10 protein-coding genes are annotated in these 12,434 nt (G+C 74.6%); 3 read left to right on the top strand and 7 right to left on the bottom strand.

Features of this window, described 5'->3' with window-relative positions:
- Positions 1–17 precede the first annotated feature (17 nt).
- Positions 18–1,382: a wax ester/triacylglycerol synthase family O-acyltransferase gene (locus tag OHT74_RS33075; protein WP_328622211.1), complete on the bottom strand. Its 1,365-nt coding sequence runs from the start codon at positions 1,380–1,382 to the stop codon at positions 18–20.
- 214 nt (positions 1,383–1,596) lie between these two features.
- Between OHT74_RS33075 and OHT74_RS33070 the strand changes: the two genes are divergently transcribed.
- From OHT74_RS33070 to OHT74_RS33060, 3 genes are all read left to right on the top strand, one after another.
- Positions 1,597–2,688, top strand: coding sequence for a WD40/YVTN/BNR-like repeat-containing protein (locus OHT74_RS33070; RefSeq protein WP_328622210.1), 1,092 nt, complete (start codon positions 1,597–1,599; stop codon positions 2,686–2,688).
- A gap of 23 nt (positions 2,689–2,711) precedes the next feature.
- On the top strand, positions 2,712–3,398 hold the full coding sequence (locus OHT74_RS33065) for a uracil-DNA glycosylase (RefSeq protein ID WP_266669618.1): 687 nt from the start codon (positions 2,712–2,714) through the stop codon (positions 3,396–3,398).
- A gap of 109 nt (positions 3,399–3,507) precedes the next feature.
- Positions 3,508–4,428, top strand: a complete 921-nt coding sequence (locus OHT74_RS33060; RefSeq protein WP_266669616.1) for a hypothetical protein — start codon at positions 3,508–3,510, stop codon at positions 4,426–4,428.
- Positions 4,429–4,518: 90 nt separating this feature from the next.
- Here OHT74_RS33060 and OHT74_RS33055 read toward each other — a convergent pair whose 3' ends face one another.
- The 6 genes from OHT74_RS33055 to OHT74_RS33030 all read right to left on the bottom strand — a co-directional run bounded on the left by OHT74_RS33055 (position 4,519) and on the right by OHT74_RS33030 (position 12,416).
- Complete coding sequence (locus OHT74_RS33055; RefSeq protein WP_328622209.1) at positions 4,519–5,604, bottom strand: lactonase family protein; 1,086 nt, start codon at positions 5,602–5,604, stop codon at positions 4,519–4,521.
- A 59-nt stretch (positions 5,605–5,663) separates the two neighbouring features.
- Complete coding sequence (locus tag OHT74_RS33050) at positions 5,664–6,800, bottom strand: nitric oxide synthase oxygenase (RefSeq protein ID WP_328622208.1); 1,137 nt, start codon at positions 6,798–6,800, stop codon at positions 5,664–5,666.
- Between the two features lie 256 nt (positions 6,801–7,056).
- Positions 7,057–8,550, bottom strand: coding sequence for an FUSC family protein (locus tag OHT74_RS33045; RefSeq protein WP_266673247.1), 1,494 nt, complete (start codon positions 8,548–8,550; stop codon positions 7,057–7,059).
- Between the two features lie 274 nt (positions 8,551–8,824).
- Complete coding sequence (locus OHT74_RS33040) at positions 8,825–9,481, bottom strand: class I SAM-dependent methyltransferase (RefSeq protein ID WP_328622207.1); 657 nt, start codon at positions 9,479–9,481, stop codon at positions 8,825–8,827.
- Positions 9,482–9,590: 109 nt separating this feature from the next.
- The gene (locus OHT74_RS33035; protein ID WP_328622206.1) at positions 9,591–11,759 is read right to left on the bottom strand and encodes an FUSC family protein; all 2,169 of its coding nucleotides are present in this window, start codon (positions 11,757–11,759) and stop codon (positions 9,591–9,593) included.
- A 63-nt stretch (positions 11,760–11,822) separates the two neighbouring features.
- On the bottom strand, positions 11,823–12,416 hold the full coding sequence (locus OHT74_RS33030) for a histidine phosphatase family protein (protein WP_328622205.1): 594 nt from the start codon (positions 12,414–12,416) through the stop codon (positions 11,823–11,825).
- Between the last annotated feature and the right edge of the window lie 18 nt (positions 12,417–12,434).

Below are 12,434 nucleotides of genomic sequence, written 5' to 3'. Positions count from 1 at the left end.
CTACGAAACTTCTCGTACTACGAGATCTCTCGTACAAGCTCGTCGAGCTCGGCGTGCAGCGCCTCGGCGAGGGCGGCCAGGTCCGGCACCGCCGCCGCATCGGCGACCAGGCCGTAGTGGACCGTGCCCTTGTACGTGGAGACCGCGACCGCCAGTGAGTGGCCGCGGGCGAGCGGGGCGAGCGGATAGACCTCCCGGACCCGGCTGCCGCCGAGGGAGAAGGTGAAACTGGGCAGCGGGACGCTGGTGACCAGGATGTCGAAGAGCAGCCGGGCCGCCTGCGCGACCAGCGGGCCGCCGAGCCGGTGGCCGAGCGGGTGGACGTGGTCGGCCAGCAGCGCGACGGCCCCGGCGCCGCGGGCGGGTCCGGCCTCCTTGTTGCGGTCCATGCCGATCCGCACCCGGTGCAGGCGCAGCAGCGGGTCCGGCTCGGCGAGGGGCAGCCGGAGCAGGTAGCCGGAGAGCCGGTTGCCGTACTGCGCGCCGCCCGGCCGGCGACGGGAGACCGGTATCAGGGCGCGCGGCCCGGGACCCTCCGGCTCGGGGTCGCCGCGACCCACCAGCCAGCGCCGCAGCGCACCCGCGACCATGGCGATGAGGACGTCGTTGACGGTGCCTCCGGCGACCTTCCGGATGCGATTGACGTCGTCGAGGTCGAGCGCGAGGCCCGCGACCGCGCGGGTGCCGGTCCGCGCCGGGACGGCGGTCAGGGCGGCCGGGACGCCGAGGGGCAGTCCGGCGCGGGCGACGGACGCGCCGATCTCCAGGGCCTGGCCGACGTCCTGGACCCGGGCGGCCAGGATCCCGGGAAGGCTGCGCAGGGCGGAGCCGCCGGGCTGCGGTACGGGGGCCGGCCGCGCGGGACCCCGTACGGGCGGGCCCTCGTCGAAGAGCATGGCCGCCAGCGCGAGGGCGCCGAGCCCGTCGGCGAGGGCGTGGTGGAACTTGAAGAGCACCGCGAAGGAGCCCGGGTCGGGACCGGCCAGGACGTGCGCCTCCCAGGGCGGCCGGCTCCGGTCCAGCGGCCGCGCCATGAGGGGCCCGGCGGCGGCCTGCGGGTCGCCGGTGCGGACGAGGAACACGTGCCGGGCCGGATCGAAGTCCGCGTCGGGCGACCAGGCGGCCGCGCCGATCGGCAGCAGCACGTCGTGGATGCGGCGGCGCAGCCCGGGGACGGCGGCGCAGCGGTCGGTGAGCAGTGCGGCGGCGCGGACCGCGGCGTCGGGGCCGGCTTTGCCGGGGCCGGGGCCGTGGCCGGAACCAGGGCCGGGGTCCTGCGGGGCGGCTTCGAAGACCGCGAGGGCGCCGAGGTGCATGGGGTGGGCGGCGGATTCGATCCGCCAGAAGGCGAGGTCGAGCGGTGAAAGGTGCTCGGTGACCACGTAGTGCCTCTCGTGCGATGGCAGAGGTGGAAGTCAACCCCTTTCGGCCTCCTACGATCAAGTAGCCACCCTTTGGATACGCCTGTTGATCGATGGCGACCGGCTGGTCAGCGCAGCGGAGCGGCTGCCCGGCCACTGTCGGCGGGCGGGTGCAGACTGGCCGGAAAGAAGTTCAGCACGACGACCGTGACGGTGAAGTCCGGAGGTGTCGACCATGTCCGAGGTGCTCCTGCTCGCGGGAACCCGCAAGGGCCTCTTCATCGGCCGCAGGCGCGGCGGCGGCCCCTGGGAGCTCGACGGGCCCCATTTCAACGCCCAGGCCGTCTACGCCGTCGCGGTCGACCGGCGAGGGCCGGTACCCCGGCTGCTCGTCGGCGGGGACAGCTCGCACTGGGGGCCGTCCGTGTTCAGCTCCGACGACCTGGGGGCGAGCTGGCAGGAGCCCGCGGAGCCCGCCGTGAGGTTCCCGAAGGACACCGGCGCCTCGCTGGAGCGGGTCTGGCAGCTGCATCCGGCCGGCCCCGAGGCGCCGGACGTGGTCTACGCGGGGACGGAGCCGGCCGCCCTGTTCCGCTCGACGGACCGTGGGAGGTCCTTCGAGCTGGTCCGCCCGCTGTGGGAGCACCCGAGCCGCAGGAGCTGGGTGCCGGGCGGCGGCGGAGAGGGCCTGCACACGGTGCTGACGGACCCGGCCGACCCCGACGCGGTGACGGTGGCGGTCTCCACCGCCGGTGTGTTCCGCACCCTGGACGGCGGCGCCGCATGGGCCCCCTCGAACGAAGGGGTCTCGGCGGTGTTCCTGCCGGATCCGCATCCGGAGTTCGGCCAGTGCGTGCACAAGATCGCCCAGGACGCCGGGAACCGGAAGCGGCTGTACCTGCAGAACCACTGGGGCGTCTACCGCAGCGACGACGCCGGGGCCCGGTGGACCGACATCGGCGGCGGCCTGCCCTCCGACTTCGGCTTCGCGGTGGCCGCGCACCCGCACCGGCCGGACACCGCGTACGTCTTCCCGCTCAACGCCGACTCCGACCGGGTCCCGGCGGAGCACCGGTGCCGGGTCTTCCGTACCCAGGACGCGGGCGCCGGATGGGAGCCGCTCACGCACGGGCTGCCGGCCGGGGACCACTACGGGACGGTGCTGCGGGACGCCCTGTGCACGGACGACGCGGATCCGGCGGGAGTCTACTTCGGCAACCGCAACGGCGAGCTCTACGCCAGCCACGACGACGGGGACAGCTGGCAGCTGTTGGCCGGGCACCTGCCCGATGTCCTGTGCGTACGGGCGGCGGTGCTGGCTCACTGAATCGGCCAGTAGAGTGACTCACTGTGGCAGCACGACCGTTGAACGAGATCGTCGAGCCGGGCTGGGCCCGGGCTCTGGAGCCGGTGGCGGCGCAGATCGCCGTGATGGGCGACTTCCTGCGCGCCGAGATCGCGGCGGGGAGGACGTACCTGCCGGCCGGGGCGAACGTGCTGCGCGCCTTCCAGCAGCCCTTCGACGAGGTGAAGGTGCTGATCGTCGGCCAGGACCCGTACCCCACCCCGGGGCACGCGATGGGCCTGTCGTTCTCGGTCGCGCCCGACGTGAGCCCGTGGCCGCCCAGCCTGGACAACATCTTCCGCGAGCTGTACGCGGACCTCGGGGTGCCCCGGCCGGCGAACGGGGACCTGACCCCGTGGACCCGGCAGGGGGTACTGCTGCTGAACCGTGCGCTGACCACCGCCCCGCGCAAGACCGGGGGCCATCGCGGCAAGGGCTGGGAGGCCGTCACCGAGCAGGCCATCCGGGCGCTGGCCGCGCGCGGGAAGCCCCTCGTGTCGGTGCTGTGGGGCCGGGACGCCCGCAATCTGCGGCCGCTGCTGGGCGAGTTGCCGGCCGTGGAGTCCGTCCACCCCTCCCCCATGTCCGCGGCGAACGGGTTCTTCGGCTCCAGGCCGTTCAGCCGGACCAACGACCTGCTGGTCCGTCAGGGAGCGCAGCCGGTGGACTGGCGACTCCCCTCAGCCAGTTGATCATTCGGTTGAACGGTATACGACATTCAACGGATAAATACGGACAGAAGCCGCCCGATAAGGCCCTGCCCGAACACTACGTTCCGATAAGCCAGTAGCATGCGGCGCCATGAGCTCCCCCACTGGGCCCGCAAATGGCCTGCCCGTACGAATGCCGCGACCCCGCCCTGCCGGACGGCACCGCCGACCCGAGCCCGCGGTGGCGCCCGAGGGCGCGCCCGCGCTGGTGCTCGCCGTGCCCGGTGCCCCTTCGGCCGCCTCGCGGGGGCTGGCGGAAGAGATCATCAGCATCGGCCGCTCAGAGCTGCCGGGCCTGGACGCCCGCATCGGCTTCCTCGAGGGCGATGACGCCGAGGGCTCCGAGTTCCCGGCCCTCGCCGCCGTGCTGACCGCTGTCGCGGCCGAGCGCGTCGCGCGCGCGGAGTTCGCCCGCGCCGCCGGCCACGAGGTACCCGCGCCGACCGGCCCGGACGCCGTGGTCGTGCCGCTGCTGGCCGGCCCCGACGCCGACCTGCTGCGCCGGATGCGCCAGGCCGTCATGGACTCCTCGGCCGCCGCCGAGCTGGCCGAGGTGCTCGGCCCGCACCCGCTGCTCGCCGAGGGCCTGCACGTACGGCTCTCCGAGGCGGGCCTGGCCCGCGCCGACCGCGCCCGGCTGTTCACCGTCACCACCGCCGCCGACGGCATCATCGTGGCCACCACCGGCGGCGCGGAGGCCGTCCAGGTCGCCGGGGTCACCGGCATGCTGCTGGCCGCCCGCCTCGCGGTGCCCGTCAAGGCCGCCGCGCTCGACCAGGAGGGCTCGGTGGCCGCGGTCGCCGAGCAGCTGCGCAGCGAGGGCTCCACGCAGCTCGCGCTGGCCCCGTACCTGATCGGCCCGGAGGCTGCCGAGGGGCTGCTGGACACGGCCTGCAAGGAGGCCGACTGCGCGGCCGCCGAGGTGCTCGGCGCCTACTCGGCGCTCGGCAAGCTCGTCGTCACCCAGTACTCCGCGGCGCTCGGCCTCTCCCAGGGTGCCGCCGCCCACTGATCCTTCCCAGGACCGCTCGCACGAGGGCCCGCGCCCCGGGATTCTTCCCCGGGGCGCGGGCCCTCGGCCGTGCGCACACGCGTGGCCGTGTCAGCCGAAGACCACGCAGGTGGCGGCAGGCACCGCCACCGAACCGGCCCGGCGCGGCTGCCCGGTCAGCGGGTCGACGTCGAACCAGGTGACGTCCCCGGAGCGCTCGTTGGCCGCGTACAGCCGGCGCCCCGAGGGATCGGCGGCGATGTCCCGCGGCCAGCTGCCGCCGCAGTCCACGCTGCCCGTGAGCCGCGGTTTCCCGGCCCCGCCGGCGAGCGAGAGCGTGGCGATGGCGTCGGCGCCGCGGACGGCGGCCCATACGAACCGGCCGCCGGGTGACGCCACCACGGCCGAGGGATAGGCCCGTACGCCCCCTGGAGCGCCCGCAGAGGCGACCGGAACCTCGTCGACCGGTTCCAGTTGCCCGGAGCCCGGATTCCAGCGGCAGACGGTCAGCTGCGGCTCCAGCTCGTGCAGGACGTAGACCACCTCGCCGTCCGGGTGGAAGACGAGGTGGCGCGGGCCCGTCCCGGCGCGCAGCGCGGTCTCGCCGTGCAGGCGCAGCGCCCCGGTGGCCGGGTCCGGCGCGCAGACCCGGACCGAATCGGTGCCGAGGTCCACGCTGAGCACCCAGCGGCCGCTCGGATCGGGCAGCACCTGGTGGGCGTGCGGCCGCTCCTGGCGGCTCGCGTCGGGGCCGGAACCCTGGTGGGCGAGGACCGAGGCGGGTCCGGACAGGGCGCCGTCCGTGGTGAGCGGGAGGCTGCTGACACTGCCGGAGGTGTAGTTGGCGGTCAGCAGCCGGCGCCCGGCCACGCTGAGGTGGGTCGGTCCGGAGCCGCCGACGCGGACGGCGGGGCCGTGGGCGGCGAGGCCCTCGGGGGTCGGCCGGAAGGCGGCGGCCGCACCCTGCTCGGTCTCGCTCACGGCGTAGAGCACGCCGGTGGCCCGGTCGACGGCGAGGTACGACGGGTCCGCGACGGCATCGGTGGCGGAGAGCAGGGTCAGTGCACCGGTCGCCGGGTCCACGGCCGCGGTGGTGATCCCGCGGCCGCCTCCCGAGGTGAACGAGCCGATGTGGACCCGGTGTCCGCCGCTCCGGGCGCTTTCGTACGTGCCCTCCGTACCGTCCGCGTCGCCCACGGGATGCCCCTCTCCACCGTTCCGGATCGATCCGTGCGGAGCCGACGGTAACAGAAGGTCTAGACCAGATCGCGCCCTTGGGCGCGTTCCTGTGCGCCGGGGTGGTGGACGTACGCCGTCGAGCTCGGCCGGTCGTCGTACGTGCGGTGGAAGACCGGGGTCGCCGAGCCCGAGATCGGCGGCACGATCCAGGACCAGTCGGCGCCCACCTCGCGCCCCTTGTGCTCCTCCCGCTCTATGTGGCTGAGGAAGCGCCGCGACTCGGTGTGGTGGTCCGCGATGGTGACCCCGGCCCGGTCGAAGGAGTGCAGCACGGCCCGGTTCAGCTCGACGAGCGCACGGTCCTTCCAGAGCGAACGGTCGCTGGAGGTGTCCAGGCCCAGGCGCCGGGCGACGGCGGGGAGGAGGTTGTACCGGTCGGTGTCCGCGAGGTTGCGGGCGCCGATCTCGGTTCCCATGTACCAGCCGTTGAAGGGCGCGGCCGGGTAGTGGATGCCGCCGATCTCCAGGCACATGTTGGAGATGGCGGGTACGGCGTGCCAGCGCAGCCCCCAGTCGGCCCAGCCCGCGTCGTCGGGGTGCCCGATCGGGACCTCCAGCACGGCGTCCGCGGGGGTGTCGAACCAGCGGGGCTTGTCGTCGACGCCCTGGACCACCAGCGGCAGCAGGTCGAAGGGGGTGCCCGCGCCCCCGGCCCAGCCGAGGCCGAGCAGCGCACTGGTGAGGGGCGCGTTGCGGGCATCGCCCACGGTGACGGAGTGGTGGTCGCCGTAGCCGGCGTACCGGACGAGCTGCTCGCTCCAGATCAGCGGGCCGGGGCGGGCAGGGGTGTCCGGGGCGAAGACGGTGATGGTGGGTCTGACCCGGCCCCCGTTGGTCGCGTTGCGCAGGTGCTCGAAGCACTCGGCGGCGATGTCGTCGGCGGCGGTGAGCTCGCGGCGGTCGCGCACGCGCAGCGAGTTCCAGTACAGCCTGCCTATGCAGCGGTTACTGTTGCGCCAGGCGACACGGGCCCCGTGGACGAGCTCCTGCGGGGTGTGCCGGTAGCTGCCGGTGTCCGCGAGCTCGGCCCGCACGGCTGCGAGCCGGGCCCGCGGATCACCCGCCTGCGGGTTCTCCCGGTGGAAGAGTCGGATGAACTCCTCGGCTGCTTCCCACACTTGGGCCGTGGTCGAGCGCTGTTGAAGTATTTCCATCCCGGGCGGTTACCCCCTGTCCGACCAGATCCACCCTGTACGTGCCGGATGAATGTGCAATCAACAATCACCCGTTGTACATGCCGCAGGTCAGCGGCATACGGCACGCGTGTCCGGAACACTCCACCGAGTGATCTTCGGGCCATTGCCCTGCGGGGCAGGGCCGACAGGGCGTAGGATCCGCCGTCATCAGGTCTCTGACCTGGGGAATCATGCGGGCCCGGCCCTACGGCGGCCGGGCCGTCCTGCGGCCGGATCAGGCGCTGATGACGAGGGGCGAGCGCGGGTCGGTGCGCAGCGGGGCGTGGAGGGCCACGAGGGCGTGCTCCAGGCCGTGCAGGTGCGCGAGGGCCGGTTCCGCGGCGGCGGGCCGGGGTTGGCTGGGAACGGCGGGTTCCGCCGTGGTCCGCGGGGTGGTCAGCGCCTCCACGGCCGCCTCCACCCGCCAGCAGGCCGCGGCCAGTCGGGCGTCGTGCGAGGCCTGCGGATCGGCGGCGACGGCCACCAGCCCGCGCACCTCCCGGGCGCAGTCGTCGAGCAGCCCGAGGACCTGCCGGGCCCGGGCCTTGCGGGCGCGCAGCGGGCTGAGCGGGTGGACGAGGGGCGCGAGGGCCATCCGTACGCGGCCCAGCAGCAGTTCGAGTTCGGCCGCGTACGGGGCGGGATCGGCGTCGGGGTTCCCGGCGAGGCGGTCGAGGGAGGCCGCGGTGGAGGCCCGCACGCAGTGCAGGGCGCGCTGGATCCAGGCGTCGTTGGCGCCGTGGGTGGTCACCGGGAGGACGAGCACCACGGCGAGGGCGGCGCCCAGCGCGCCGATCGCGGTCTCCTGGAAGCGCAGGACCAGCAGTCCGGGGTGCAGGACGCCGAGGAGTCCGTAGAGCAGCCCGGCCATGACGGTGACGAAGAACATCATCCAGGAGTACGAGGGGGCCGCCGTGTAGAAGATCCCGAAGACGCATACGGCGACCAGTGCGGCGGTGGGTGCGGGCGCGCCGTGCAGCGGTACGGCGATCAGCAGCCCGGCGGCGATGCCGACGACCGTGCCGAGGACCCGGCGGAATCCGCGGACGAGGGTCTCGCCCCGGGAGGCGGTGTTGACGAAGATCCACCAGGCGGTGCCGACGGCCCAGTACCAGCGGTCGTCGGAGAGCGCCTGGCCGATGCCGAGCGCGAAGGCGCAGGCCGCGGTGGCCTGGAAGGCCTGCCGCGTGGTCGGCCGGGCCAGGCCGGTGCCGGGCAGGCCGGGCGGGGCGGCGGGCGGCGGGGTGCGCCGCTCGATGGGCCACAGCAGGAACCGCACCGCGCCGGCGGAGAGCAGCGCCAGCCCGACGGCGGCGTACAGCTCGGGCAGCTGGCCGGGGACGGCGTGCAGGAACTGGGTGACGAAGAACATCATGAAGCCGAAGATCCCGAGGGCGTGCCCGCGCGGCCCCCAGCGGCGGGCGTAGACCCCGGCGAACACGACGGCGAGGAAGGCGGCATCGCGGGCGAGCGGCACCCCGTGCAGGGTGGTGGCAAGCGCGAGGACGGGGAAACCGGCGACGGGGAGCAGGGCGCTGGTCACGCGCTGGGCCCGCACGGTCGGGTCGAGCACGGTGAACAGGGTGAGCAGGGCCGCGAGTCCCCCGGTGATGGAGGCGGTGAGGGAGAGGCCGCACAGCTCGGCCACCGCGACGGCGAGCCCGACGCCGAGCACGGCCCGCAGCGAGTTCCTCAGTCTCAGGCGCCCCGGATCCGGAGCCACGAACATTCTCTTCACGGCGGTGTGCCGCCCCCCTCGAGATGGTGCGCGCCGAGCCGGCAGCCGCCCGGGGGTGGTGGGCGGCAGGCGGGCACGACGAAGGCACCGCGCTCCGGACCGGCCTCGTTGCCGCCCGGCGCTGCGCGGCGCCGTAAGTACATGGATACAGCACAGATAAGCATCCGAGGGCCCACTGGCTCAACACGGCACCGGATCACTGGGCCATTGGCCCAGTGCCGAGGCCTTCGGTCCGGCCACCCTCGGCCAACGGACCAGCACACGCTCAGGCGGGGCGGCGGGCGTAGCAGAAGAGGTGCTCCTCGGGCTCGACCGCCTCGGCGGCTCCGGCGGCCCCTGCGTGCCCGGCCTCGGGCCGGAACAGCGCGGTGTGGTGCTCCAGCACCTCCAGCCCGGCCGCGCCCAGCAGCCGCAGGTGCTCCGCCGTGGACAGGCTGCTGACGGTGACCTCGTGCCCCATCCACACGATGTCGAGACCGCTGATGTCGCCCGGCACGGTGGCCATCACGAAGTACCCGCCGGGCGCCACCCACGAAGCCATCCGCTCCAGCGCCGCCGCCACATCCTGCTGGGACATCACCAGCAGCGGGAAGAAGGAGCACACCGCGTCGAAGCCGCCGGCCGCGGCCGCGTACGTCCGGACGTCGGCCTGCTCGAACCGGGCCTGCGGCACCCGGGAACGCGCGAGGTCGACCATGTGCCCCGAGACGTCGATGCCGGTCACCGCGCAGCCCGCCCGCGTGAGCGCCTCGGCGGTCGGGCGGCCCGTACCGCTGCCCACGTCCAGTACGCGGGCGCCGGGGGCGAGCCGGCCGGTGAGCCAGTCCAGCGCGGCGAGCTGCCCGGGAACCCGCCCGAACACCTCCTCATACCGTGCGCCGACCTCGTCGAACACCTCCGCCGCGGACTTGCCACCACTCATCGGCGCCCCTCGCCCTCGTCCTCGGTTCGTGCTTCCCGCCGCCCGTTCGGTCCCGGACGCCGTGGGGTTTCTGCCCGGGCGCACGGCCGGGAAACGGCGGACCCGGGGATCACACCGGGCCGGCGGGTGCCGCCGCGGCGCGGCCCGACTCGATGGTCCGGAGGTCCGCCGTCAGCGAGTCGAGCCAGGCCGTCGTGGCGAAGTAGACGGGCCCCGCGTCGGGCGGCGCCGCCTCGGCGGACCCGGGCATGGCCGGCACACCGGACCCCGCGGCCCCCGGACCGCCCGGCGTGCCGGTCCCGCCCGAACGGGTCCTGTCACGCGTCTTGTGCGGGACGTCGGCCACCACCGCCGCCCGGCGCAGTCCGGCCGCCACGCGGGCGGCGTAGTCCCCGAGCTGCGCCGCCTCGCTGCGCGCGAGCGGCGTCCCGTCCGCGCTGCCAAGGACGCGTCCGGCGCCCCAGAGCACGTGGTGCCCGGTCATCACCGTGGCCTGCCAGTCCGGGCCCGGCCCGGCCGGGCGCTGCGTCTCGCTCTGGTACTGGGCGTACGCCGACTCGGCCATGACCAGGGTGATCCGGACCCGGTGCTCCGAGTTGTCCGGGGCCTGCGCGAGCCCCCGCGGCGCCGTGGCGATGGCTGTGGTCGACTCGACGTCGTCGGCGCAGGCGCGCAGCAGCCCGGCCACCGCCCGGCCGAGTTCGTCGTGGGCCCCGCGCGGCCAGGCCAGGATCCCGCACACGATCCCGATCGCGCTGCCGATGGTCACATCGAGGAAGCGGACCTCGGCCAGCTGCCAGGTGACCGCGGACAGCTGGGCGAAGACGACGGCGACGACCAGCGTGAAAAGCGCCTGCGCCCAGCCCACGCCCCGCACGGGCCCGATGGTGAACGTGAACAGCATCAGCGGCGCGAGCACGATCGCGTAGATGGTGGTGTCCTCGCCGGCCAGGGCGAGCACCGTACCGGCGGCGAGCGCGCCCAGGGAGGTGCCGATCAGCGCGGTGCGCACGGTTCCGCGGGTCTGCACGGCGGTGGTCCGGGTGAGGCTGATGACCGCGAGCATCGCCCAGAAACCGTGCGGGAGGGAGTCGAGTCCGGCCACGGTACGGGCCACCGCGAGGGCCAGCGCGATCCGTACGGCGTTCTGGAAGTGCACGGACCGCGGCCCAGTGTGTGCGGCGATCCGGTGCCACCACAGCTGCACGGTGTTCTGCCGGACGTACCAGAACCGGTCCGCCGCGTCCCCTTCCGGGTGCGTGCCGCGCCCCTCCACGGCGATCTCCGCCGCCGTGCGCAGCGCCACCGCGGCGTCCGCGACCTCCAGCAGAGCGGCTTGCCGGCGGCGGGACTCGGGCAGCTCGGCGGGGGTGCGCGAGTTCCGGGCGCGCAGGCGGAGCAGTTCCGTCGAGTCCGCGACGGGCCGCCGTCCGTCGCGCAGCAGTGTGGAACTTGCGGTCGCCGATGCGCGGACCGCGCCCAGCAGGTCGAGTCCGGCCTGTCTCGGCTCCCGTCCGGCCGGCGGTGGAGGCAGGTTGCGGAGCCGGGAGAGCAGGGTGCGTGCGGTCAGCCCGGTGTGGGCCAGCGCCCGCTCGCGCAGGCCCGGCCCGGCGGGGCGTTCCGCCTCCGGGACCCGGGAGGACCGCAGCGCCTCGGCGGCCGCCCGGGCCCGTTCGGAAGCGGAATCGGTCAGGACGTAGGGCGGCCGCTCCAGGGCGGCGGCGCAGCGGGCCGCCTCGGCCGTGGAACCCGCGGCCCGCTCGGCGTACGTCGCCACCCGCGGGTCGGGCAGCACCCACGCCTCGGCCAGGATCAGCAGCAGGAGGCCGGCGAGGGCGCCGCCGAGCCGCTCGTCGAGGGTGTCCGGGGCGTACGGCGGGAAGCTCGGCAGGATGTACAGCAGTTGCAGTCCGGCCGCGGCGCCCGCCGGCCGGGGTCCGGCCGCCGCCGAGAAGGCCACGCAGAAGCCGATGACGGCCATGCCGAGGACGGCGCTCCAGGTCCGGACGGCGAGGAAGGTACCCAGGGTCACCAGGACACAGGCCACCGGAAGCAGCCTGACCATCACCGCGGCCCGCTGCCGTCCCGTGCCCGGGATTCGGGAGAGGCCGGCCAGGGAGACGGCGCCGAAGAGGGCGTAGGTGGCGCTGACGGGCTGGCCGAGTCCGTACAGGAACACGTAGAAGCCGGTGCAGGCGGCGAGCGTGGTCCGGACGGCCCGGCGTGCGGCCGCCGGCAGGGCGCCGGTGCCCGTACGGAGTTCCCCAAGGACTCGCACGGTTTCAGAATCCCACGGGATGCGGCGGGGCGATCGGCGGGGACGTCCGCGGGCCCCCGGACCTCAGGGGTGGGTGTTCCAGCCCGCGATCACCGGGAGGCCGTGTTCGGTGGACAGGACGCTGACCGTGCCGGTGCGCAGCAGGAAGAGCCGGCCGTCCTGCGGGGGCAGGCCCAGGTAGCGGGCGGTCAGAACGCGCAGGAAGTGGCCGTGGGCGACGATCACGGCATCGCCGCCGTCCTCGGCGAGGACCGCGGCGGCCCGGGCCAGGGCGCGGTCCGCGCGGGCGCCGACCTGGGCGGCGTCCTCGCCGGGGTGCGCGGCGTCGCCGGGAGGGACGCCGTCGGTCCACAGGGACCAGTGCGGCCGGGTCCGCTGGATCTCGGCCGTGGTGATGCCCTCGTAGCCGCCGTAGTCCCATTCGTACAGGTCGGGGTCGGTGACACCGCCGCTCAGTCCGGCGAGCTCGGCCGTGGCGACGGCGCGGCGCAGCGGGCTGGTCAGCACCAGGGCGAAGTGCCGGTCGCGGAAGTAGGGGGCCAGCGAGATGGCCTCCTCGACGCCGACGGCGGTCAGGGGTACATCGGTCCGCCCGGTGTGCCGCCCCGTGGCGCTCCATTCCGTCTCGCCGTGCCTCACCAGCAGCAGGTCGCTCATTCTTCGGACCATAAGCCC

Source organism: Streptomyces sp. NBC_00354, assembly GCF_036106915.1.
Taxonomy (GTDB): domain Bacteria; phylum Actinomycetota; class Actinomycetes; order Streptomycetales; family Streptomycetaceae; genus Streptomyces.
The sequence above is the reverse complement of the archived record's forward strand: the minus strand, read 5'-3'. Positions and strand labels throughout refer to the sequence as shown.

Coding starts and splice junctions, on each gene's coding strand:
- OHT74_RS33070 (WP_328622210.1), top strand. CDS start 1,597: ATGTCCGAGGTGCTCCTGCTCGCGGGAACCCGCAAGGGCCTCTTCATC.
- OHT74_RS33060 (WP_266669616.1), top strand. CDS start 3,508: ATGAGCTCCCCCACTGGGCCCGCAAATGGCCTGCCCGTACGAATGCCG.
- OHT74_RS33050 (WP_328622208.1), bottom strand. CDS start 6,800: ATGGAAATACTTCAACAGCGCTCGACCACGGCCCAAGTGTGGGAAGCA.
- OHT74_RS33045 (WP_266673247.1), bottom strand. CDS start 8,550: ATGTTCGTGGCTCCGGATCCGGGGCGCCTGAGACTGAGGAACTCGCTG.
- OHT74_RS33040 (WP_328622207.1), bottom strand. CDS start 9,481: ATGAGTGGTGGCAAGTCCGCGGCGGAGGTGTTCGACGAGGTCGGCGCA.
- OHT74_RS33030 (WP_328622205.1), bottom strand. CDS start 12,416: ATGAGCGACCTGCTGCTGGTGAGGCACGGCGAGACGGAATGGAGCGCC.